This is a genomic window from Bradyrhizobium sp. SZCCHNRI2009 (genome assembly GCF_032485115.1).
In the GTDB taxonomy this organism is placed as follows: domain Bacteria; phylum Pseudomonadota; class Alphaproteobacteria; order Rhizobiales; family Xanthobacteraceae; genus Bradyrhizobium.
In genome coordinates, this window is sequence record NZ_JAUEUH010000005.1 from 82165 (window position 1) to 104030 (window position 21866).

Below are 21866 nucleotides of genomic sequence, written 5' to 3' on the forward strand. Positions count from 1 at the left end.
GAACGGATCGACAATTCGGCTGGCTTGGACTAGCGCAGGACGTGATGTGCCGCAAGTGAAGCGGGGCGAAGAACTGAACCGGACATTGCTCTGGCGCAATAGATCAGGATCGTCCGCCATCCAGATCATCGTACAGTCCGCGCACCGAGGCAGCATCGCCGCGACGCTCGGCAAAGCCGGTCACCTTGAGAACGCGCACGCTGCGATCGAGCGCGATGGTCAGCACATCACCGGTCTTCACCCCATGGCCCGGCGAGGTCTCGCGCACACCATTGACCCGGACGTGCCCCGACGACACCAGCGCCGCGGCGCTGGTGCGCGCCTTCACCAGCCGCGCATGCCACAGCCATTTGTCGAGGCGCTGGCGCTCTGACGGGGTGTCGGACGTCGGCGTTGTCCTTCCAACCAATCTTGCCAACCGATCTTGCCGCTCAGTCCTTGCGGTTGTTCCCCGCGAGTTGCTCCTTGAGCGCGGCGAGCTTGGCGAACGGCGAATTGGGATCGACCGGACGGTCGCGATCCCGGCCGCCGCCGCTGCTCGATGCGTAGGGCCGCAGCGCCGGGCCGCTGTCGCGCTTGTCGCGCCCCCCCTTGCCGAAGTCGCGGCCGCCGCGCCCCTCGCGGTCACCGCCGAACTTGCCACCCTTGTTGCGATCCCGGTTCTGGTCGCGCCCCTTGGCATCATGATCGCGGCGCGGCCCGCGATCCTCGCGCGCCGGTGTCGATGCGCCCTCGGCTGGTGGAGCCGCACCAGCCTCCGGCGGGCCCTTGCGGAAGTCCTTGCCGAACTCCTTCATCCGGTCGCGCCGGCCATGGCCGCGGTGATGGCGCTCGCGCGCCTCGCCGCCCTCGGCCGGAGCGGTCCCGGCCGGTGCCTGGCCGCCGCCGGCAGCCTGCCCGCGCTCATGCTGCGGACGGTTGGGCCGGCCGCGATGATGATGGTCGTGACGCGGCCGGCGCTCCTCCGAGCGCCCGCCCGGCCGCCAGACCTCGACCAGGACGGGCTCGGCAGCAGGCGCGGCCTCGGCGGGAGAAGCCTCGGTAGCGGTCGATCCAGCAGCAGTTTCCGCCGCGGCGGCTTCAGCCGAAGCGTCGCCGATGCTCGTTGCCTCGTTCGCGACGGCCTCAGCGGCTTCGGGCCGCGGCGCATCCGCAGCGACGGCGGTTTCCGCCTCGGCGACGACGCTTTCGGCAGCCGTCTCGGCCACGGACGCCTCGTCCGCCACATCCGGCGTGACGAAATCGACAGTCGGCAGCGATGCCAGGGCCGACACCGACGCGGTTTCCGCCTGCTCCTCACCGACCACCGCGGGCACGGCGACGGCCTGCTCGGTCACCGGAGCGACTGCGGCCTCCGCGACGGTGGGAACCTGCTCGTCGGCCGGCTCGCCGGCGACAACTGCGAGGTCCTCGCCCGGCATGGCCTGCGCATCTGCCGGCTCAGCCGGAGCGGCTTCCGCAGCGGCTCCCGCGGCGGCAGCAGCCTCGACGGGCTTCTCAATCGGCTTGGGCGGCAGCGGCGGGCGCTTCTCCATGCGATAGCCGAGCGCGCGCAGGATCGAGGCGAAGTCCTCGCCGGCCGAGCCGGTGAGCGAGGTCATCGCCTGCGTCACCACGAAGCCGCGGCCGTCGAAGGCGCCGGCCGGCTTTTCGCCCGGTGCATTGTCGCGCCAGGCCAGGGCGGGACGAATTAGGTCGGCCAGCCGCTCCAGGATGTCGACGCGCACGGCGCGCTCGCCCGCCTGCTTGTAGCCGAGCACGCGATAGGCATCGCGCGGCAGCGCCTTGTCGACCGGGAACGAGGTCCGGCCCGAGCTCGCCAGATGCTGCGCGCCGGTCAGCGCGGACATGTCGACATTGCCCTGCTTCTCGGCCCACAGCAGCGCAGCGAGCGCGCGCGCGGCGGGCTTGAGCAGCGCCGGGACGTAGATGTGGTAGGCACCGAAGCGGACGCCATACTTGCGCAAGGTGGCGCGCGACGGCTGGTCCAGATCCTTCATCTCGGCGGCGATCTTGGCGCGCTCGATGACGCCGAGAGCCTCCACCAGCTGGAACGCGATGCCGCGGCCGATGCCGGTGATGTCCTCGGCCTTGGACAACTCGAACAGCGGGCCGAGCAGCTTCTCGATATGCGTCTTCAGCCACAGATCGAGCCGCGCCTGGACCTTGTCGCGCGCAGCACCGGTCAGCCGCTCGTCGGCGATGATGCGCAGGCGCGGATGCAGCGCGTCGTCGGCCGCGACCAGCTTGGCGACCGCGTCGCCGGTCCAGCGCACCGTGCCGTCGGCGGTGAGCACGATGTGCTCGTCGGGCGCGCTGGACAGCTTCTCGGCGCGCGCCTCGATCTCGCCGGCCAGCGCCTTCTGGGCAGCAGCCTGCAAGGCCTTGGCCTCCGAGCCGGCTTCGGCGGCGTCGGGCGCGAAGGTGAATCCATCCAGGCGGCCGATCGCGTGCCCTTCAACGATCACTTCGCCGGTCTTGCCGATTTCCGTATTCAAAACACTGTTCTCCCGCAGGCGCCGCATCAATACACTGGTACGACGATCAACGAAACGCTCCGTGAGCCGTTCATGAAGGGCGTCTGACAATTTATTTTCGAGTTCGCGGGTAATCCCCTGCCAATAATCAGGGTCGCGCAGCCAGTCGGGCCGGTTGGCCACGAAGGTCCAGGTACGGATCTGTGCAATCCGCCCCGACAGCGTATCGATGTCGCCATCGACGCGGTCGGCCTGATCGACCTGGGCCGCGTACCAGGCGTCCGGAATACGCCCCTTCTGCATCAGGAAGCCGAACACGGTGGTCACCAGCTCCGCATGGGCGGCCGGCGCCAGCCTGCGATAGTCGGGAATCTGGCAGGTTTCCCACAGACGCTCGACCGCGGCCGCGCCGTGAGCCATGTCGCGCACCTCGGCATCGCGCGCGGCATGATCGAGCACGCGCAGATCCTCCGCAATCGGCGCGCGCGTCAGCGCCTCATGCGCCGGCGCGACCGCCAGGGAGACCTGAAGCGCGCTCAAGGACGCGAAATCAAGCCGGGAGTTGCGCCATTGCAGCACCTTCACGGTATCGAAGGCATGGTTCTGAAGCGCATTGACCAGCTCGGGCTCGAATGGCGCACAACGTCCGGTGGTGCCGAACGTGCCATTGCGCGTCGCGCGTCCGGCACGGCCGGCGATCTGGGCAAATTCCGACGGCGTGAGCCGGCGGAACTGATAGCCGTCATATTTGCGGTCGGACGCGAAGGCAACGTGATCGACGTCGAGGTTGAGCCCCATGCCGACCGCATCGGTGGCGACGAGATAGTCGACGTCGCCGTTCTGGAACATCGCCACCTGCGCGTTGCGGGTTCGCGGCGACAGCGATCCCAGCACGACAGCGGCGCCGCCATGCTGGCGGCGGATCAGCTCGGCGATGGCGTAGACCTCGTCGGCCGAGAACGCCACGATGGCGGTCCGGCGCGGCTGTCGCGTGATCTTGCGATCACCGGCGAATTCGAGTTGCGACAATCGTGGCCGTGTCACCATCGACGCGCCCGGCAGCAGGCGCTCGATGATGGGACGCATCGTCGCAGCACCCAGCAGCAGCGTCTCGTCGCGACCGCGGCGATTGAGGATGCGGTCGGTGAAGACGTGGCCGCGCTCCAGATCGGACGCGATCTGGATCTCGTCGACGGCCAGGAACGACACGTCGAGATCCCTGGGCATCGCTTCGACGGTCGACACCCAGTAGCGCGGATTTTTCGGCTTGATCTTCTCCTCGCCGGTGATCAGCGCGACGGCCTCGCTGCCGACGCGATCGGCGATCTTGTTGTAGACCTCACGCGCGAGCAGCCGCAGCGGCAGTCCGATGATGCCGGAGGAATGCGCGAGCATGCGCTCGATCGCCAGATGCGTCTTGCCGGTGTTGGTGGGGCCGAGCACGGCGGTGACGCCGCTTCCGGGAGCGCGGTCGGACGTGCGCTCGAAAGGCGAGGCAGCCGAAGAGGACGAAAAAGCCATTCGTTAAATGTGGGTCTCGAAGCCGGCGTTGGAAGCGCGCCGTTCACGCGCGACGGATGCGGAATAATCGTGTGTCTGGAGAGGCTGCGATGCTGACCCCTGTCTCACATTGTGACGCATATAGTGACGCAGCTTAAGCTTCGGAACGCCTTGAGAACGAATCGCGAAGGAATCGCTGACTCCGTCGGCTTTCCGGCTTCGTTCACCGCAACATCTCGCGCTCTGCCATCAAGCCAGCACTAGATCAAGTTTTCGCGGGCTCCACAAGCAACGCTTTCGCGATGGAACTGGCGCGCGTTCAGCGCGTCCCGAGTCGAATCAGAATCAGGGAAGAGTCAAACGGATTCACGCGCAGCAGACAGTATCCATAGGGGGTCCCGACAAATCGGAGCTCATGAGCCCGTCAGTCCGGAGATCATGCAGCGCGAACCCCGAATCTCCATCGGATTCAAGCGATAGCGGACGGCATGCCGTCAGGCCTTCACGCCACGGCCGCTGACGGGGCTGTGCCGCAACGACGAGATTCCGATGTGGAGGAGCAGCGAAACGACGCACTACTGGGTCTTGGCGACGTGCGGCGCCGCCTGGGTGATGAACGACGTCGCTTCCAGCATCGCGGTCCCCAGCGGGGTCGGGATCACCATCTTGAACGGCACCAGCACACGGGTGCCGGCGATCGGCACGAAGAAGATCTCCATGTTGCGGGCCTGAGCCAGATATTTGATGACCGGCCGGTCCGGGATGTAGCCCGCGACTGGCGTGAAGTAGATCGCGCAGACCAGGGCCGGGCCACGATAACCCTTGTCTGCCTTGACGTTCTCCATGCGCTTGTAGTCGAGCTTGAGCTCGTAGCGCATGCGGCCGTCGAACACGGGCGCAGCGCCGCGGCACGAGTCCGGCGACAGCAGCTCGCCGTTGCCCGGCACGCGCACCAGAGAGGCCGTCATCGGATCGAGCACGCCACGCTTGTGGGCATCCGTCACCGGAATGCGGTCGGGATCGACCGGAGGCGCCGGCTCGATGGCGAAGTCCTTCACAGTACCGTTCTGCAGATTGATGCGGATCTGCTCGGATTTCTTTCCCGTCGTGGTCGAGGCCTGGTAGCTCTGGCCGACCAGGGCGCCGTTGACGACGCGCCCCTGCACCGAGCCGGTGCCTGATCCTTGCGAGAAGCTCTTGAGCAGGCCGGCGGTGCCGCCCTGAGCCGCGGCACCATACTGATCATCCCCGATCTCGACCGCCCAGGTGCCCTTGCCGACGGGGATGCCAGCCAGGGAAGCCTCGTATTGAGCGTCCAACCGAGCCTGCGCCTGGGCGTTTTGCGCCAGCAACAACAGGCAGAGCGCTGCCCCGGCCGCGGCCAGGCGACAGGAGAGAAATGAGGGAACCGAGATGATGGTCACGTGACGAATGATCCTACCGATCCGCCTGCCTGAGCGCCGGACCGATCCGACGCGCCGTCCTTGCTACTTAAGCCAAAAACGCCTTCAAACAACGCGAACCGTCCGACAATGGCGGTTTGTCCAGCGCTTTGCAGCTGAACAGCACTCAGACCGTCATCCGCAGCTCTGCCGGAACCGAGCCGCGAACCTCCGACCGCGCCAGCATGCCGCCATTCCGGCATTTCGGACTGTTCGCGGGATATCCATCCATCACGTCCGAATGCGCCCTTTATATGGTCTAAACTATCGGCTATACTATTGATTATACGCCTGCTTTTCTGCTGGTTGGCGATTTCGGCCCGACCAGGAGGATGCATGGGTCGCGCCCTTCGGGTTCGCCGGCCCGGCTCCCTCTATTCGCTGCGGCCTTCAAAACCTTGACGAAAAGCCGCATCCCCCCTATACGACCGCATCTCCCAGAGACGAGCTGGACGAGTTTTGGACCCCCGCGGCCCGCCGACACAGGCGGACGAAGGGTGCGGGGATGAGAGAGGATTTATTGCCATGTCGCGGCGCTGTGAACTGACGGCCAAGGGTCCCCAGGTTGGCCACAAGGTCAGCCACTCCAACATCAAGACCAAGCGGCGCTTCCTGCCGAACCTGTGCAACGTGACCTTCATCTCGGATGCACTCGGCCGCAACGTGCGCCTGCGCGTCTCCACCAACGCGCTCAAGAGCGTCGACCACAATGGCGGCCTCGATGCCTATCTGCTCAAGGCCAACGCCGCGACCCTGTCGCCGCGCGCGCTGGAGCTGAAGCGCGCCATCGAGAAGAAGGCGGCGGACGCTGCCCCGGTCGCCAAGGCGAGCTGAGAGAGCGCGCCGAAATTCAGGATTGATGCAGAAGCCGGACGCGTCACGGGCGCGGCTTCAAGCTGAACGAGATGTCGAAACGGCCGGGTCGAGAGATCCGGCCGTTTTGCTTGCGGATGCCGTGACCAACTGACAACTCTGGACACGGGCAGCAGGCGTGGGGCGGCAGGACTGGTCGGGTGACCATCCGTTCGTACAACGGCGCCCCGCAGTCACTTCGCGATGTCCGCCGCGCCGCGCGCAACAGCGACCCAGACGAAGTGCCATAGGGAACCGACCTCCCCAACACCAGCCGGATGCTCTACACTCGTTGCGGTAGCATTATTGCGGACATTCCTTTGCCATGAAGAATATTGTCATCTGCTGCGACGGCACCGGCAACGAGATCAGCGAGAACATCTCGAACGTGCTCAAGCTTTATCGGTGCCTGCGCAAGACCGACAAGACGACACCGCATCAGGTCGTGTTCTACGATCCCGGCGTCGGCACGTTGACGCAGCCCGACAGCTGGCATCGCTTCAAGGCCAATTTCAACATGGTGCTGGGGCTCGCGACGGGCTACGGCCTCGACGACAACGTCATCAACGCCTACTCTTTCCTGGCCACGCAGTACCAGGACGGCGATCGCATCTTCCTGTTCGGCTTCTCGCGGGGCGCCTACACCGTGCGCGTGCTGGCCGGGCTGATCCACAAGATCGGGCTGATCTCGCCGGGTCAGATCAATCTCGTCGGCCCAGGCGTGATTGCCTACAAGAAGTACTCCTCCGACAATCCGAAGGCCGGGCGCGGCATCACCAAGGAGCTCGAGAGCACCGAGGAGGACGGGCCGATCCCGGAGAGCCGCGCCGACCAGGCCGCGCAGTTCGCGCGGATCACCTCGACGCGCTGGCCGACGATCCATTTCGTCGGCGTGTGGGACACGGTGGCGAGCGTGATCGTGCCGCGCACCGACCGGCTGTTTGCGCTGCCGAGCCTCGAGGAGCTCGCCTTCACGATCGAGAACCCGAGCGTGAAGATCTTCCGTCAGGCTGCGGCGATCGACGAGCGCCGCTGCATGTTCCGGCTGAAGCCGTGGGGGATGCCGCAGACCTTCACGCCGAACCGCTTCAACAAGGCGCAGGCGCGACCGCAGGACGCCAAACAGGTGTGGTTCGCCGGCGTGCATTCCGACGTCGGCGGCGGCTATCCCGAGGTGCGGTCGGCGGCTTCGAAATATCCGCTGCTGTGGATGATCGACGAGGCGGTCGAGGCCGGGCTGACGGTCAATCCGCGCACGGTGAATCAGCTCGCCTGGGGCGTGCAGCGCAAGAACAGTCCGTTCTCCTATGTGGCGCCGAGCGTCCAGGGCCCCCTGCACGATTCGATGACGCCGGCCTGGCGGCTGCTGGAATGGCTGCCGAAGAGCGCGACGTACAAGGAGTGGCCGGAGCGCAAGGCGCATTTCGGATTGTACGTTCCGAATTGCGAGCCGCGCTTCATTCCCGAGGGCGCGTTCATCCACGAGAGCGTGCTGATGCGGATCGCGGAATCGCAGGACTACCGGCCCGTCAATCTGCCCGCGTCCTATGAGCGCGTCCCGCTTCCGGTCAAACAGAAGGCGGAGTAGCAGCAACGGCGCGTTGCGCGTCGGGCAGCGTCTTCAGAGGCCCGCGTGTGGCGGATCGCCTCAGATCATGTGCAGATGGATGACGCCGTCGGTCACCTCGCCACGGGCGAACTGCTCGCGCGCCATCTGCTCGAACGCCGTGCGGTTTCGCTGCAGATAGGCGAACGCCTGGTTGCGGGTGCAAAAGCAGGTCTCGAGATGACAGACCTGCCGCGTGGCGCCGATTGCGAGCGCGAATGCGATCGTCTGGCCTCCACGCTGCGTCTCGTCCTTGGCGATGCGAACGTCTGTAGCTGTCGACTTGGCCACGTCAGCCTCCTCGGTACGAAGGTCGGGTCTGTACGCGGGACGCGGTTGAGACGTAATGATCAGGCATGGATCGCCCGTCTGTTCGAGCACCGGCAACGGATCTGAAGTTCCGATAGTTCCACCGGGCAGCCGACGTCGGAAGGCGAGACGAAACCGCCCTAGCGAGCGACCTTCTTCCGCCGCTTCGGCGCAGGCGCCGCGTCAGAACCCGCTTGCGCAGCTTCCGCTTCCTTGGCGAGCCGCAACACGCGCAGCCGCTCCATGTTCTTGCGGACCGCGGTCGCGCGCTGATCCCATTCGGCGCGCGCCTTCGCCCCGTCCTCGGCGGCGACGCGCTGGCGCTCCGACCGCGCAATGCTTTCGGGGGAGCGTTCTGACATCTTCTTGGTGGCCATCGACTGATCCTTCCGGAAACGCGGGTTACCGTCGAGACGCAGAAAGCCCGCTCAATACAGGATCGAGCGGGCAAACCGGCCATTTCAGTACATCCGTGAAATGGCCCAAGACGTCAGAGACGTCAGATCAGTGCGATCAGACCAGCGCGAGATTTTCTGCGCTGGTTTTACCGCGCATCTTGTCCGTCTTGACCTCAAAACTGACTTTCTGGCCTTCAGCCAGACCGGCGAGACCAGCGCGTTCAACAGCGCTGATGTGAACGAACACGTCGTTCCCGCCATCCTGCGGCTGAATGAAACCAAAGCCCTTCTGGCCATTGAACCACTTGACCGTACCCTGCATGTCTATCTCCAAATCATTCACCGCGCGACCATCACGCGATCTCATTCAACTGAGCGATGACTTTTGGAAATAGCCCACAGGCACATTCAGAAAGGCACAGCGGCTAATCGAACTACCTCAAGGTAGAGATTTTCTCGGGGATTACAAGGCCGCGCGGCAAATATAGTTTGCCGAGGGCCGGAACCGTTGAGTCGGCTCGCGCTGGCAATATCAGCAGATTGCCCCTATCTTCACAGCACCATCGGTAACGGCATGGCCATCGATGGCTGAGAGACACTCGTGCTCCCGCCTTCCGACGAAGGGGATCACCGTGTCTCGCACGTATCGTGACTCATAACATTGTGAGCAACACGTTTCATTGACGCCGCTCTGCTGAGCGCGCCGTTCGCCCCGCCGCAGCGCCGCTCGGCTTTGCCAACCGAATTTCATCGATAGAGATGAAGACAAGGAGGACACTTTTGCAGGTTCTTGTTCGTGACAACGACGTCGAGAAGGCGTTGCGCATCCTGAAGCGAAAGATGCAGCGCGAAGGCGTATTCCGCGAGATGAAGCGCCGCAGATCCTATGAGAAGCCATCGGAGCGCAAGACGCGCGAGAAATCCGATGCGATCAGGCGCCATCGCAAAGTCGCGCGCAAGCAGGCCATCCGCGAAGGGTTGCTGCCGGCGCCGGTCAAGAAGGTACCCGCAGCGCGGCCGGGCGCGCTCCCCTCAACGACCTCGACGCACACCGATCGTGAACGGCCGCGGGACCAGCTTACCGCTACGCCCCCGCGCAGCTGAGCAAGCGACGGCATGCCCGCCGAAATCGACGGGAAGAGGCTGGCGGTTCACGCCAGCTTCTTCGGCTGTTTGCCGGCGCCGTCAGCCGCTTCACGCGCCAATCGCTCGGCCTTCAGTCGCTCGCGGTTCTGATCGAAGGCGCTCTGCGCCTTTTCATAATCGCTTCTCGTCGGCTCGGCCGGCTTGAAGGCTTTTTGAGCCTCGCGCACGGCGGCCGTTGGCTTGCGCTCCGACATGATGAGAGTCCTCGTTGGGATGGTGAACGCCGCTGCGACATCCTGTCGAGACTGGCGCAGCACGGCACGGTTCAATGAAGGCCGCGGGTAGAGGGAGCACGAGCCCGCTGTCTTGGCGCGTACCAGCTCGGGCGACCACCCTGCGGCCCCATCGGGGTCCAGTCTTACTATAATCCAAATACGCCGAAGATGTTGCAAGCATTTGAACCCGACCCGGCACGATGCTCCATGGTTCCGACCGGCGGCCGGCTTACGCAAATCACGCCGTACCGTGCTTGCGGCCGGGAACGGCAGCGAGCAGCTCGCGCGTATAGGCGTGTTCGGGATTGGCGAACAGCGCCGCGGTCGGCTTCAGCTCGACGATCTCGCCCTTTTGCATGACGGCGATCCGATCGCAGATCTGCGCGGCCACCCGCAGGTCATGCGTGATGAACAGCATCGACAGACCAAGGCGCGCCTTCAAATCTTCCAGGAGCCGCAACACCTGCGCCTGGACTGACACATCGAGCGCCGACACTGCTTCGTCCGCGACGATGATCTCCGGATCCAGCGCGAGCGCGCGCGCAATGCCGATGCGCTGACGCTGGCCGCCGGAGAATTCGTGCGGATAGCGGCCGATGGCGCCGGCGTCGAGCCCGACCATGCCGAGCAGATCCTGGGCGCGCTTCAGCGCCGCGTCGAGCGGCGTGCCGCGCGCGACCATGCCGTCGGCAATGATGCGGCCGACCTTGCGGCGCGGGTTGAGCGAGGCGAACGGATCCTGGAAAATCATCTGGATGCGGTGACGCTGCGCGCGCAAGGCGCGACCCTCCAGCGCCGTGAGATCGACATCGCCGATCCGCACCGTGCCGCGATCGGCCTCGATCAGCCGCATCACCAGACGCGCAACGGATGACTTCCCCGAGCCGGACTCGCCGACGAGTCCGAGCGTCTCGCCCTGGTGGATCGCGAAATTGACCGCATGCGCGGCGCGCGTCTCGCGCTTCGGGCGGAACCAGCCGGTCGGCGTCACATAGGTCTTGTCGAGGCCGATCACCTCCACCGCCCGAGGCGCAGCCTCGCGTGACTGCCGCGGCGGCGGGTCGAACGACGGCACGGCGGCGAGCAGCGCCTTGGTGTAGTCGTGCTGCGGCTGGCCGAGCACGGCGGCGGCCGTACCCTCCTCCACCACCTTGCCATGGCGCAGAACGACGACCTGGTCGGCGATGTCGGCGACGACGCCGAAATCATGGGTGATGAACATCACCGCCATGTTGTGGCTGGCCTGCAGGTTGCGGATCAGCTTGAGGATCTGCGCCTGCGTCGTCACGTCGAGCGCGGTGGTTGGCTCGTCCGCGACGAGCACCGCAGGCTCGAGCGCCAGCGCCATCGCGATCATCGCACGCTGGCGCTGGCCGCCGGAGAGCTGATGAGGATAGGCGCGGATGATCCGTTCGGGATCGGGCAGGCCGACCTCGCGCACCAGCGCCAGCGCCTTGGCGCGGCGCTCGCGGGGGTTCAGCAGATCATGCGCCTCGAACACCTCCATCAGTTGCTCGCCGATCCGCATCAAGGGATTGAGCGCGGTCATCGGCTCCTGGAACACCATCGCGATGCGGCGGCCGCGCAGATCGCGCCAGCCGTCCTCATCGACGGCAAGCAGGTCGCGCCCCTCGAAGCGCATCTCGCCGCTCTCCACTTTCACCGTATCGGGCAGCAGCCCGAGCAGCGCATGCGCGCACATCGACTTGCCCGAGCCGGATTCGCCGACCACGCAGACGATCCTGCCCGCGGTAAGATCGAAGGAGACGCCGTCGACGGCGTGGGCGCGCTCGGCGCCCGGCGGCAAAGCGATACGGAGGTTGCGGATGGCAACGACGGGATCAGCCACGGCTCACCTGCCCTCGCGCGACAGGCGCGGGTTGAGCGCATCGTTCAGGCCCTCGCCGATCAAATTGAGGCCAAGCACCGACACCAGGATCGCGACGCCGGGAAACACGGTGATCCACCACGCCTGGCGAATGACGGTGCGGCCGGCGCCGACCATATAGCCCCAGGAGATCAGGTTGGGATCGCCGAGGCCGAGGAACGACAGCGAGGACTCCAGGAGGATCGCGGTCGCGACCATCAGCGAGGCCAGCACGATGACAGGCGACAGCGCGTTGGGTAGGATCTCGCGCCAGATGATCCAGGCATTGCTCTGGCCGGTGACGACCGCAGCCTGGACATATTCGCGGGTCCGCAGGCTCAGCACCTCGCCGCGGACCAGGCGCGCCACCGGCGGCCAGCTGACGAGGCCGATCGCGGCGATGATCGAATAGATCGACGGCTGCAGGATCGCGACCAGCACGATCGCGAGCGCAAAGCTCGGGATGGTCTGGAAGAACTCGGTGAAGCGCATCAGCGCGTCATCGACCCGGCCGCCGAAATAGCCGGCGATGGCGCCGAGCGGCACGCCGACGATCAACGCCACCAATGTCGAGACGAGGCCGACCAGCAGCGAGACGCGCGCGCCGAAGATCAGGCCGGCGAGCACGTCGCGGCCGAGCGCATCGGTGCCGAGCGGGACCTTCGACAGCGTGAACGGCGGAACGAACGGCCGCTGCGCCATGCGCCACGGCGAGTTGGGAAAGTAGAACGGGCCGGCCACCGCGACGACGATCGCCAGTGCGAGAATGATCAGCCCGATGATGCCGCTCGGGCTGCGCAGCATGGTTCGCCAGAACTGCCTCATGACGCGTACTCGATGCGCGGATCGACCAGGCGATAGACGAGGTCGGTGACGAGGTTGAAGATCAGCACCATCGCCGAGGAGACCACGAACACACCGAGCAGGAGATTGTAGTCGCGCTGGATCAGCGCGTCATACATCAGCCGGCCGATGCCGGGCCACGCGAACACGGTCTCGGTCAATACCGCGCCGCCGACCAGCGTTCCGGCGTGGACGCCGGCGAGGGTCACCACCGGCAGCAGCGCGTTGCGCAGCACGTGGCGGCGCAGGATGACGCCGTCACGCAGGCCCTTGGCGCGCGCGGTCTTGACGAAGTCGAGCCGCTTGACCTCGAGCATCGAAGCGCGGGTCATGCGGGTGTAGGTCGCCATGAAGAACAGGCCGAGCGTCGCGGCCGGCATCGCGAGATGGGCGGCGACGTCGAGCGCGTGGCGGACTCCCGTATAGCCGCCACCGACCGTTTCATAGCCGAAGCTCGGCAACCAATCGACCCAGACCGAGAACAGCAGGATCGCGATCAGCGCGATCCAGAACAGCGGCGTCGCGTAGAAGATCAACGCGAGCACGGTAATTGCAGTATCGAGGATCGTGCCGGCGAAGCGCGCGGCGAGCGCGCCGAACAGGACGCCGAGACCGAGCGAGATCGCGAACGCCGTGAGCGTCAGCAGCAGGGTCGCCGGCAATCGTTCGGCGATCAGCCCGGCGACCGGCGCCTGCTGACGGAACGAGAAGCCGAGATCCAGGCTGGCGATACCCTTGACGTAGATGAGGAGCTGCTCCGGCAGCGGACGGTCGAGGCCGAATTTTTCGCGCAACTGCGCCACGAAGATCTGGTCCGAGGCACCGGCCTCGCCGGCCATGACCACGGCCGGATCGCCCGGCGCCAGCCGGATCAGGAAGAAATTCAGCACGATGATGGCGAGAAGGACGATGACGCCTTTCACGACGCGCTGGGCGATGAAGGAGAGCATGAAAGGTCCGTGAAGGTCAGCTCGGCGGGACAGCGAAACACCGGAGCGCGGGGATCATGGCCGCGCCCCGGAGTGCACCGCTATTTGTCGAGCCAAGCGTCTCGGAACCCGTCGTTGACGCCGATGCCGGTGGTGATCAGGTTCTTCACCTTGCACTTGGTGATGGTCGGGAACTGGAGCTCGAGCAGCCAGGCCACGGGCACGTCCTCAGCCAATATCTTCTGCACCTTGTCATAGGCCTCCTTGCGTTTGGCGTCGGTCGGCGCCGTGGCGCCCTCCGCGAACAGCTTGTCGACCTCCGGGTTCGAATAGCCCTCGACATTGTTGAAGAGCTGGCCCTTGGCGATCGCCGAGGTGATGTAGTTGCGGGACACGCCGAGCGCGGGATCGCCGTACTGATACAGATAGGTGAAGGCGATGTCGTAGTCCCACTCCATGATCTTCTGGTTGCCGCCGGGCACGTCGGTCGCAATCGTCTCGATGTTCATGCCGACGTCCTGAAGGTTCTGCTTCACCGCCTCGCCCCAGCGCTGCCAGGTCTCGCCATAGGCGAGCGGCAGCATGCGAATCTTCTCGCCCTTGTAGCCGGCCTCCTTGAGCAGCGCCTTGGCTTTGGCCGGGTCGTACGGATATCTCGGCACGTCGTCGGAATAGAACTTGATGGTCGATGCCGAAGGTCCGGTTGCGACCTTGCCGAGGCCGTTCCAGATCACGTCCTTGGCGAAGTCGCGATCGATGGCATACATGATGGCCTGGCGCACCTTCTTGTTGGCCAGGATCGGGTGGCGGTTGTTGAGCCACATCCACGACAGCGGCGAGAAGAACTCCCAGCCGGCCCCGGTGACGCAGGCGCCCGGCAGCTTGGAGACGCGCGGCACGTCGAAATTCTCGATCGAGCCGCCCGGCAGCACGTCGACCTTGCCGGTCTCGAAGGCAACCGCGCGCGCGGCGGCGTCGGGAATGATCTGCCAGTAGACCTCATCGAGATAGGGCTTGCCCTTCTCATGGTAGTTCGGATTTTTCACCATCCGGATGAAGGATCCCTTCTGCCATTCCTTGAACATGAAGGGGCCGGTGCCAACAGGCGCGTTGTTGTTCGGATTGGTCTTGTAGTCGGTGCCTTCATACAGGTGCTTCGGCACCATCGGCATCGAGCCGACCTCGAAGATGCCGATGAAGGGACCGAACGGCTCCTTCAGCCTGAACACCACCGTGAGATCATCCGGCGCCTCGACCTTCTCGACAATTGCGAGGTTGTTGCGAGCGCGCGCATGCGTCTGCTTCAGCATGTCGATCGAGAACAGCACGTCGGCCGACGTGAACGGCTTGCCGTCGTGCCAGGTCACGCCCTTCTTGAGCTTGAAGGTGTAGACCTTGGCATCCGGGCTGATGGTCCAGCTCTCGGCGAGGCCGGGCAGCGGCTCCAGCTTGGGACTGTAGCGCAGCAGGCCTTCGAAGATGTTGCCGGACACCATCTGCGTCGGGCCGTTCTGGACCATCGCCAGCATCAGGCCGGGCGGCTCGGGCTGGATCACCGCGTTGACCACGCCGCCGACCTTCGGCTCCTCCGCTTGCGCCGCGGACAGTCCGCAGCCAATGACCACACCCAGCAGCACCCGTTTCAACATGATGAACTTCCCAAATGTCATTACCGGCCGCGATGCATCAAGCGCGCCAAGGTGCGCGATATCGCCATGCAGCTTCTGATGTGATGCCTGCTCTGGGCGCATGGACTGTTGGATCGTCCGCGCGCAGCGCTGTAGAACGGCTCCAATACGACTGCGGGCAACGCTTTGGAAACGTCGCCAGGACCTGTGTCGGTCGCGCAATGCGCCCACGAACGACGTGGCATCACAGGTCGAGCCCCTGATGCAGGAGCTCACACGACCGCGATCGCCGCCGCAAGATGAAACTCGCGACAGCGTTAGCCCAAAAATTGAACAGGGAAAATCAGCGCCGCAGACGGGCGATCGCGCCGGAAACGATCTGCATGATCACGCCGATGATCCAGCCGACCATGATCAGCGACGTCCAGACGATGTGCGGATCCTCGCGCAGGATGATGATGGCAACGGCGAAGAACGCCGTGAGGGTTGCGAGGAAGGTCCCGAAGGCACTCAGAAATTCGGCCGTATCGATCTTCGCCTCCGGCGAGTTCTCCTCATGAGGATGAAAAGGCAGTTGCGGCGTGTCGATGCCGAGATAGAAGCCCAGTGCCCCAGACAGCATCATCACGATCAGGAAGCCCTGCGTGGTCAGCAACGGAACGCTGGAGCCGACATGGGCCCCGACGAAGACGCCGCAGGCGGCGCCCGCCAGAGCCAGACCCGAGCGTTCGAGGATATGGGCAAACTTCCTGACGCGAAACCGCATGACCTGCCCCCAATGTCAGACCGCCACACGCATGCGGCGGATTCGGCGCCTGGATCCGTCCTAACGGCAAGACCGTCACCCAAACGTCAAATCTGAAGCTGCACTCGCGCGAAAATTTTAGCTACATTTCTTTTGACGCCAGCATTGCCCGAAAGGGAGGGTGAATGCTGGCGCCAAGAGAGACTAGGCGGCCTTGGTGAGGCCGGCATTGAGGTGGCTCAATCTCGGCATCACCTCCTGCTTCAACAGGCGCAGCGAGTTGTGCCAGGCTTCCGGCTTGTGCTTGTAGTCGAAGCCGAACACGCACAGGGTGCCGAAGCCGCCGACCTCATGCCAGATCTTCTCGATCTTCTCGGTCACCGTCGCCGGCGAGCCGACGATCCAGTTGCGCCTGGCGCAATAGTCCACCGTCACGTCGGAATCGGGCACGTCGGGTGAGTGCTTCAGATAGTCCTTGAAGCCGAAATGACCGAGCAGGGGCAGGAAGTACTCGCCCATCATCCGTCCCATCATGTCGCCGGAGGACAAACGCCAGGCTTCCTCGTCCGTATCGGCGACGAACACCTCGCGCACCAGCCGCCAATCGCTGCGGCTGGGCTTGCGACCGGACTTGGCGGCGCCGGCCTCGACCGAGTCCCAGTGCGACGACACATAGGCGGGGTTGAGGTTGAGGCTCATCGGGATGAAGCCACGTTCACCGGCGAGCTTCAGCGTATCGGAGTTCTTCGACAGGCCGGCGACGCCGATCGGCGGATGCGGCGCCTGCACCGGCTTGATGTGCGGCTTGAGGAAGTCGAACATCACGTCGGGCTTGGTCACCGTCCAGTACTTGCCCTTGTACGTCCATGGCGCGTCCTCGGACCACATCTTCAGGATGATCTCCAGCGCCTCGCGCGTCATCTCGCGGTTCTGGCCGCTCATGCCGTCGACGTTGAACATCGCCCAGTCGCTCGGCAGGCCGGATGCGGCAATGCCGAAATTGAGCCGGCCGTCGGAGAGGTGATCGAGCATCGCGACGCGATTGGCGAGCTCGGCCGGGTGATGATAGGGCAGCAGGAAACCGCCGGGCCCGAGCCGGATGTTCTTGGTTTCACGGAAGGCCTGCGCCAGAATGAGATCGGGTGCCGGGTGGGGCTCCCAGGGCGCGGTGTGATGCTCGCCGATCCAGGCTTCCTGATAGCCGAGCTCGTCGAGCCACCGCAGGACCTGCAGATCCCATTCCTGCCCTTCCTTCAATCCGCACTCCGGCGGATGCGAGGGCATCGTGAAATATCCGATTTCCATGGCGCTTTCCTCTCGCGTTTGTATTGCGGCGCATCTTCGTGATGCGCTCATCGTCACGCGAGACGAAACACGACCAGACGAGTCGGCATCGCCGCACGTGGTCTGCGAAGTCTAGCACTTCGTCGGACAGCGACAATCGTCAGCCGTGTCGCGGGCGGAATGATGACCGCAGAATTTTGCAACGCTGATGCGCAACATTGCGGTCATCAATTGCACGTCAGCGTGCGCCGAACGTCGTCTTGCCGAACAGCTCCTTCTGCGTCGACGGCTGCGAACGCCAATATTGCGGAGGTGCGGCGACTTGTCCGCCGAGCTCTGCTGCCGCGTGCCAGCCCCAGCGCGGGTCATAGAGCATGCCGCGGGCCAGCGCGACCATGTCGGCCTTGCCCGAGGCCACGATCTCCTCGGCCTGCTGCGCCTGCGTGATGAGACCGACCGCAATGGTGGGAAGCCCCGTCGCCTGTTTCACGGCCGCGGCGAACGGCACCTGATAGCCGGGTCCGAGCGTGATCTTCTGCAACGGCGACACGCCGCCCGAGGAGACGTCGATCCAATCGGCGCCGCGGTGCGTCAACGCTTGCGCAAATATGATGGTCTGATCGAGATCCCAGCCGCCGTCGACCCAGTCGGTGGCCGAGACACGCATGCCGACCGGCTTGTCCGCAGGGAAGACGGCGCGCACCGCATCGTAGACTTCGAGCGGAAAGCGCATGCGATTCTCCAGAGACCCGCCGTAGCTGTCGGTGCGCTGGTTGGCGATCGGCGACAGAAACTGATGCAACAGATAGCCATGCGCGCCGTGGAGCTCGATCGCGTCGATGCCGAGGCGCGCCGCCCGTTGCGATGCGGAAACGAACGCATCGCGGATGCGGGCCAGGCCCGCGAGATCGAGCGCCTCCGGCGCGAGCTCGCCCTCCTTGTGCGGCAGGGCCGACGGCGCGACCGTCTGCCATCCGCCGTCCGCGAGCGGAATCTGCTGTCCGCCATCCCACGGCTTGTGGCTGGAGCCCTTGCGGCCGGCATGGGCGAGCTGCATCGCAACCGCAGCCTTCGCATGTTTGCGAACCGAGGCCAGGATCGGCTTCAGCGCAGCTTCCGTCACGTCGTCCCACAACCCGAGACAGCCGGGAGTGATGCGCCCGATCGGCTCGACATGCGTCGCCTCGATGCAGAACATCGCCGCGCCCGACAGCGCCAGCGTGTTGATGTGGGTGAAGTGCCAGTCATTGGCCGCGCCATTATCGGCCGAGTACTGGCACATCGGCGACACCATGATGCGGTTGGCGAGTTCGAGACTGCGCAGCTTGATCGGAGTGAACAGGGCGCTCATGCTGAGTTCCAGGTTGTGACCGTTGACGCGATGATCTGATGGCCGCGAGTGTCGATCATGGACGAGCCGCGGTCAACGCGAGCCGCCGCAGCGGCGTCGCAGCTCACTCCATCAGCGTGAACTGCAGCAGGAGCGTGCGCTGGATCATCGAGAAGTTGTCGTCGGACACCAGCGTCAGCACGGTCTCGCCCTCCGGCGTCACATGCGCATCGATGCCCTCGAGATTGTCGATCTCCTGGCCGAGATCGGCGGAGAAGATCGCCGGACCATCGACCAGCGCGCCCGGCGCAATCTGCGCCAGCGTCAGCCGGCGGATTCGAATGCCGACCCCGTTGAACAGCGAGAACTTGCGTTCGAGTACCAGAAGATCGCCCGACGGCAGCAGCACGGCATCGCTGACGTCGAAGTCGTTGCTGCGAACGATGCTGAACTGTCCCGCGGCCGGTCCGCCGATCAGGAAGGCCAGCAGATTGCCGTTCGGGTCCAGACCGCGCTCGGAGAGCGCGATCAGGGTGCCGGCGAGCGGCAGGCCCTTCGGCACGACCACCAACGCCTCCAGTCCCTTGTTGTGGGGTAGCCGCTTGGCGGCCGGCGGCAGCGGCACGATCTCGCCGCGCGCGCCGGTTCCACCCTTGGCGAAGTCGTAGCGCAAGAGCTGGTTGACGCGTTCGAGGCCGACATAGACGATGTCTCCATCGCGCGCGAGCGACTCGGAATCATACCAACCGCGATCGGTGATGGGACGTCCGTCCAGACCAAGCAGCGGCGCCGCTTCGACATCGGCGAGCCCCGCGATCTCGCGGCCGGAATAGGCAATGCGGCCAGTGAACCAGCCGCCCTTGTCGCTGACCGCGAGGAAGCGTTCACCCTTGGCATCGAGCCGGATGCCGGACAGGCCGCCAAAGCCGGGAAAGGACGAGGTCAGCGCCACGCCGCTGCGATATTGCAGCATCCCGAAGCGCAGATGCGTCCGATCGCGGAGGTCGAACGAGGGCAGCGGTCGCGCGTTGACCTCGATCTTGACCGCCGATGTGACGGAGTGCTCGTCAATGGTGACGCGTCTGCGAACCGGCGCCGGCGCAAGCTGCGCAACAGCCGTCCTGGACCATGCGAATGCCGACACTCCGCCGATGGTCAGCGCAAGAAAGCGCCTGCGGTCGGCAATCGCCTGCAGCGACATCGTTAGCGGAGCCCCCTCCCCCACCTCCTCCGAGCCGGAGGAGGGACGCAGCCGGCCGACGGCCGCTTACGAATGCAGCCTGCGCTTTTGCCCCGGCGCAGGCTGCGGTGCGGCGTGGGTCTCCGTGAACAATTCGGCGAGCTTCTCGGTGATGGCGCCACCGAGCTCCTCGGCATCGACGATGGTCACCGCGCGACGGTAGTAACGCGTGACGTCGTGGCCGATGCCGATCGCGATCAGCTCGACCGGCGAGCGGGTCTCGATCTCCTCGATGATGTGGCGCAGATGCCGCTCGAGATAGTTACCGGGATTGACCGACAGCGTGGAGTCATCGACCGGCGCACCGTCCGAGATCATCATCAGGATCTTGCGCTGCTCGGCACGCCCGAGCAGGCGCTTGTGCGCCCAGTCGAGCGCCTCGCCGTCGATGTTCTCTTTCAACAACCCCTCGCGCATCATCAGACCGAGATTCTTGCGCGCCCGCCGCCACGGCGCATCGGCCGATTTGTAGATGATGTGGCGGAGGTCGTTGAGGCGGCCGGGATTGGCCGGCTTGCCGGCGGCAAGCCACGCCTCGCGCGACTGTCCGCCCTTCCACGCCCGCGTCGTGAAGCCGAGGATCTCGACCTTGACGCCGCAGCGCTCCAGCGTGCGCGCGAGAATGTCGGCGCAGGTCGCGGCCACCGTGATCGGCCGCCCACGCATCGAGCCGGAATTGTCGAGCAGCAGCGTCACCACGGTGTCGCGGAAGGTCGCTTCCTTCTCGCGCATGAACGACAACGGCTGATAGGGGTCGATGACGACGCGCGACAGCCGCGCCGGATCGAGGATGCCCTCCTCGAGATCGAACTCCCAGGCGCGGTTCTGCTGCGCCATCAGCCGGCGCTGCAGCCGGTTGGCGAGCCGCGCCACGATGCCCTGCAGATGCGCGAGCTGCTTGTCGAGATAGGAGCGCAACCGCTCCAGCTCGTCATGGTCGCACAGGTCTTCCGCGGCAATGACCTCGTCGAATTTCGGCGCGAAGGCGTGATATTCGGGGCCGCGCGGCTCGTTGGCGCCGCCGCGGTTCGGACGCGTCGCCTCGCCCGGCGTCTCGTCGTCGCCGAGTTCGCCGTCGTCGAGCGTGTCAGACGCCGAGGCCTGGGCCGCCTCCATCGCGCTCTCCGACATCTCGTCCGACGTCGTCTGCGCCTGGTCGGCGCTCATCTCCTGGGCAGCGTCGGAATCCGGCGAGCCCTCGGCGCCGGACTGCTCATTGTCGCCATCGCGATTGTCGTCGTTGTCCTCGTCCTCTTCCGAATCCGCGTTGCGCTCGTCGCCGAGATCCAGCGCCGAGAGCAGATCGTGAACCAGGTCGCCGAACTTGGCCTGGTCCTCGGTGAAACGGCCGAGTTCATCGAGGCGCTGGCCGATCCTGTCCTCCAGGAACGGACGCCAGAGATCGACCACCTTGCGCGCCGCGTTCGGCGGCGCCATGCCGGTCAGCCGCTCGCGCACCAGCATCGCCAGCGCATCCGACAGCGGTGCGTCGGCGCGGTCGGTGATCTCGTCATACTTGCCGCGATGGAAATGGTCGTCGAGCATCGCCGTGAGATTCTTGGCGACGCCGGCCATGCGTTTTGCACCGATCGCCTCGACACGCGCCTGCTCGACCGCCTCGAACACGCCACGCGCCTGCGGATTGCCCGGGATCAGCTTGCGATGGATCTTCGGATCATGGCAGGCGAGCTTCAGCGCGATCGAGTCGGCATGGCCGCGCACGACGGCGGCGTCGCGCTTGGTCATCTTGCGCGCCGGCTCCGGCAGCCGCGCCTTGCCCGGCGCGAGGCCGGGACGCTCGGCCGCGAAGGAGACTTCGAGCTCAGGCGCCCTGGCGATCGCGCGCAGGCACCCCGTGACCGACCTCTTGAAAGGTTCGGTCGGTGCTTCCTTGACGCCAGGACGGGGCTTGTTGCTCGGTGTGGTCATCTGATTCCTGCGGCTATCGTCCCGGCGAACGCCAGGCCCGATAACCACCGGCGTTCGTTTGTTCGCACTCGCTCTTCCGCATCACCCGACGAGAGAGGCCGCGGCGTATGGGTCCCGGCCCGAGGC

19 protein-coding genes are annotated in these 21866 nt (G+C 65.3%); 3 read left to right on the forward strand and 16 right to left on the reverse strand.

Annotated elements, in window-relative coordinates:
* Positions 1-103: 103 nt before the first annotated feature.
* The 3 genes from QX041_RS18795 to QX041_RS18805 all read right to left on the reverse strand — a co-directional run bounded on the left by QX041_RS18795 (position 104) and on the right by QX041_RS18805 (position 5329).
* The gene (locus QX041_RS18795; RefSeq protein ID WP_315752296.1) at positions 104-409 is read right to left on the reverse strand and encodes an RNA-binding S4 domain-containing protein; all 306 of its coding nucleotides are present in this window, start codon (positions 407-409) and stop codon (positions 104-106) included.
* Between the two features lie 22 nt (positions 410-431).
* Complete coding sequence (locus QX041_RS18800) at positions 432-3998, reverse strand: helicase-related protein (protein ID WP_316166233.1); 3567 nt, start codon at positions 3996-3998, stop codon at positions 432-434.
* 554 nt (positions 3999-4552) lie between these two features.
* Positions 4553-5329 (reverse strand): DUF3108 domain-containing protein, encoded by a 777-nt coding sequence (locus QX041_RS18805; protein ID WP_316166456.1) that lies wholly within the window; start codon positions 5327-5329, stop codon positions 4553-4555.
* A 615-nt stretch (positions 5330-5944) separates the two neighbouring features.
* On the opposite strand from QX041_RS18805, the gene rpmB reads away from it, so the two are divergent.
* Both rpmB and QX041_RS18815 read left to right on the forward strand, forming a co-directional pair.
* Positions 5945-6253, forward strand: a complete 309-nt coding sequence (rpmB, locus tag QX041_RS18810) for a 50S ribosomal protein L28 (protein WP_172114511.1) — start codon at positions 5945-5947, stop codon at positions 6251-6253.
* Between the two features lie 343 nt (positions 6254-6596).
* Positions 6597-7859, forward strand: a complete 1263-nt coding sequence (locus QX041_RS18815) for a DUF2235 domain-containing protein (protein WP_315715245.1) — start codon at positions 6597-6599, stop codon at positions 7857-7859.
* A 60-nt stretch (positions 7860-7919) separates the two neighbouring features.
* Here QX041_RS18815 and QX041_RS18820 read toward each other — a convergent pair whose 3' ends face one another.
* From QX041_RS18820 to QX041_RS18830, 3 genes are all read right to left on the reverse strand, one after another.
* Positions 7920-8168, reverse strand: a complete 249-nt coding sequence (locus QX041_RS18820) for a hypothetical protein (RefSeq protein WP_316166234.1) — start codon at positions 8166-8168, stop codon at positions 7920-7922.
* Between the two features lie 158 nt (positions 8169-8326).
* Positions 8327-8563 carry a transcriptional regulator gene (locus QX041_RS18825; RefSeq protein WP_315715243.1) on the reverse strand — a complete coding sequence of 79 codons (237 nt, stop codon included), beginning with the start codon at positions 8561-8563 and terminating at the stop codon, positions 8327-8329.
* Between the two features lie 136 nt (positions 8564-8699).
* Positions 8700-8906, reverse strand: coding sequence for a cold-shock protein (locus QX041_RS18830; protein WP_315715242.1), 207 nt, complete (start codon positions 8904-8906; stop codon positions 8700-8702).
* A gap of 458 nt (positions 8907-9364) precedes the next feature.
* Between QX041_RS18830 and rpsU the strand changes: the two genes are divergently transcribed.
* Positions 9365-9688 carry a 30S ribosomal protein S21 gene (gene rpsU / locus QX041_RS18835; RefSeq protein ID WP_315715241.1) on the forward strand — a complete coding sequence of 108 codons (324 nt, stop codon included), beginning with the start codon at positions 9365-9367 and terminating at the stop codon, positions 9686-9688.
* Between the two features lie 47 nt (positions 9689-9735).
* On the opposite strand, the gene QX041_RS18840 is transcribed toward rpsU, so the two are convergent.
* From QX041_RS18840 to cobT, 10 genes are all read right to left on the reverse strand, one after another.
* The gene (locus tag QX041_RS18840) at positions 9736-9924 is read right to left on the reverse strand and encodes a hypothetical protein (RefSeq protein WP_315715240.1); all 189 of its coding nucleotides are present in this window, start codon (positions 9922-9924) and stop codon (positions 9736-9738) included.
* A 259-nt stretch (positions 9925-10183) separates the two neighbouring features.
* Positions 10184-11794 (reverse strand): ABC transporter ATP-binding protein, encoded by a 1611-nt coding sequence (locus QX041_RS18845; RefSeq protein WP_315825514.1) that lies wholly within the window; start codon positions 11792-11794, stop codon positions 10184-10186.
* Positions 11795-11797: 3 nt separating this feature from the next.
* Positions 11798-12637 (reverse strand): ABC transporter permease, encoded by an 840-nt coding sequence (locus QX041_RS18850; protein WP_316166236.1) that lies wholly within the window; start codon positions 12635-12637, stop codon positions 11798-11800.
* Positions 12634-13605, reverse strand: coding sequence for an ABC transporter permease (locus tag QX041_RS18855; protein WP_316166237.1), 972 nt, complete (start codon positions 13603-13605; stop codon positions 12634-12636). Before QX041_RS18855 ends, QX041_RS18850 begins: the two co-directional genes overlap by 4 nt.
* An 80-nt stretch (positions 13606-13685) precedes the next feature.
* A complete protein-coding gene (locus QX041_RS18860; protein ID WP_316166238.1) occupies positions 13686-15233 on the reverse strand; it encodes an ABC transporter substrate-binding protein in 1548 nt (515 codons plus the stop codon).
* Positions 15234-15555: 322 nt separating this feature from the next.
* On the reverse strand, positions 15556-15978 hold the full coding sequence (locus QX041_RS18865; protein ID WP_315715425.1) for a hypothetical protein: 423 nt from the start codon (positions 15976-15978) through the stop codon (positions 15556-15558).
* 183 nt (positions 15979-16161) lie between these two features.
* Entirely contained in the window at positions 16162-17262 is a 1101-nt protein-coding gene (locus tag QX041_RS18870) for an LLM class flavin-dependent oxidoreductase (protein WP_315825518.1), read from the reverse strand.
* A gap of 217 nt (positions 17263-17479) precedes the next feature.
* The gene (locus QX041_RS18875) at positions 17480-18592 is read right to left on the reverse strand and encodes an NADH:flavin oxidoreductase/NADH oxidase (RefSeq protein ID WP_316166239.1); all 1113 of its coding nucleotides are present in this window, start codon (positions 18590-18592) and stop codon (positions 17480-17482) included.
* A gap of 103 nt (positions 18593-18695) precedes the next feature.
* A complete protein-coding gene (locus QX041_RS18880) occupies positions 18696-19772 on the reverse strand; it encodes an esterase-like activity of phytase family protein (protein ID WP_315715233.1) in 1077 nt (358 codons plus the stop codon).
* A 66-nt stretch (positions 19773-19838) separates the two neighbouring features.
* Positions 19839-21740, reverse strand: coding sequence for a cobaltochelatase subunit CobT (gene cobT / locus QX041_RS18885; protein ID WP_315715232.1), 1902 nt, complete (start codon positions 21738-21740; stop codon positions 19839-19841).
* Positions 21741-21866 lie beyond the last annotated feature (126 nt).

Excerpts from the sequence above, each read along its gene's own strand:
- QX041_RS18800 (WP_316166233.1), bottom strand. The coding sequence starts at position 3,998 with ATGGCTTTTTCGTCCTCTTCGGCTGCCTCGCCTTTCGAGCGCACGTCC.
- rpmB (WP_172114511.1), top strand. The coding sequence starts at position 5,945 with ATGTCGCGGCGCTGTGAACTGACGGCCAAGGGTCCCCAGGTTGGCCAC.
- QX041_RS18815 (WP_315715245.1), top strand. The coding sequence starts at position 6,597 with ATGAAGAATATTGTCATCTGCTGCGACGGCACCGGCAACGAGATCAGC.
- QX041_RS18825 (WP_315715243.1), bottom strand. The coding sequence starts at position 8,563 with ATGGCCACCAAGAAGATGTCAGAACGCTCCCCCGAAAGCATTGCGCGG.
- QX041_RS18830 (WP_315715242.1), bottom strand. The coding sequence starts at position 8,906 with ATGCAGGGTACGGTCAAGTGGTTCAATGGCCAGAAGGGCTTTGGTTTC.
- QX041_RS18840 (WP_315715240.1), bottom strand. The coding sequence starts at position 9,924 with ATGTCGGAGCGCAAGCCAACGGCCGCCGTGCGCGAGGCTCAAAAAGCC.
- QX041_RS18850 (WP_316166236.1), bottom strand. The coding sequence starts at position 12,637 with ATGAGGCAGTTCTGGCGAACCATGCTGCGCAGCCCGAGCGGCATCATC.
- QX041_RS18855 (WP_316166237.1), bottom strand. The coding sequence starts at position 13,605 with ATGCTCTCCTTCATCGCCCAGCGCGTCGTGAAAGGCGTCATCGTCCTT.
- QX041_RS18860 (WP_316166238.1), bottom strand. The coding sequence starts at position 15,233 with ATGTTGAAACGGGTGCTGCTGGGTGTGGTCATTGGCTGCGGACTGTCC.
- QX041_RS18865 (WP_315715425.1), bottom strand. The coding sequence starts at position 15,978 with ATGCGGTTTCGCGTCAGGAAGTTTGCCCATATCCTCGAACGCTCGGGT.
- QX041_RS18870 (WP_315825518.1), bottom strand. The coding sequence starts at position 17,262 with ATGGAAATCGGATATTTCACGATGCCCTCGCATCCGCCGGAGTGCGGA.
- QX041_RS18875 (WP_316166239.1), bottom strand. The coding sequence starts at position 18,592 with ATGAGCGCCCTGTTCACTCCGATCAAGCTGCGCAGTCTCGAACTCGCC.
- QX041_RS18880 (WP_315715233.1), bottom strand. The coding sequence starts at position 19,772 with ATGTCGCTGCAGGCGATTGCCGACCGCAGGCGCTTTCTTGCGCTGACC.
- cobT (WP_315715232.1), bottom strand. The coding sequence starts at position 21,740 with ATGACCACACCGAGCAACAAGCCCCGTCCTGGCGTCAAGGAAGCACCG.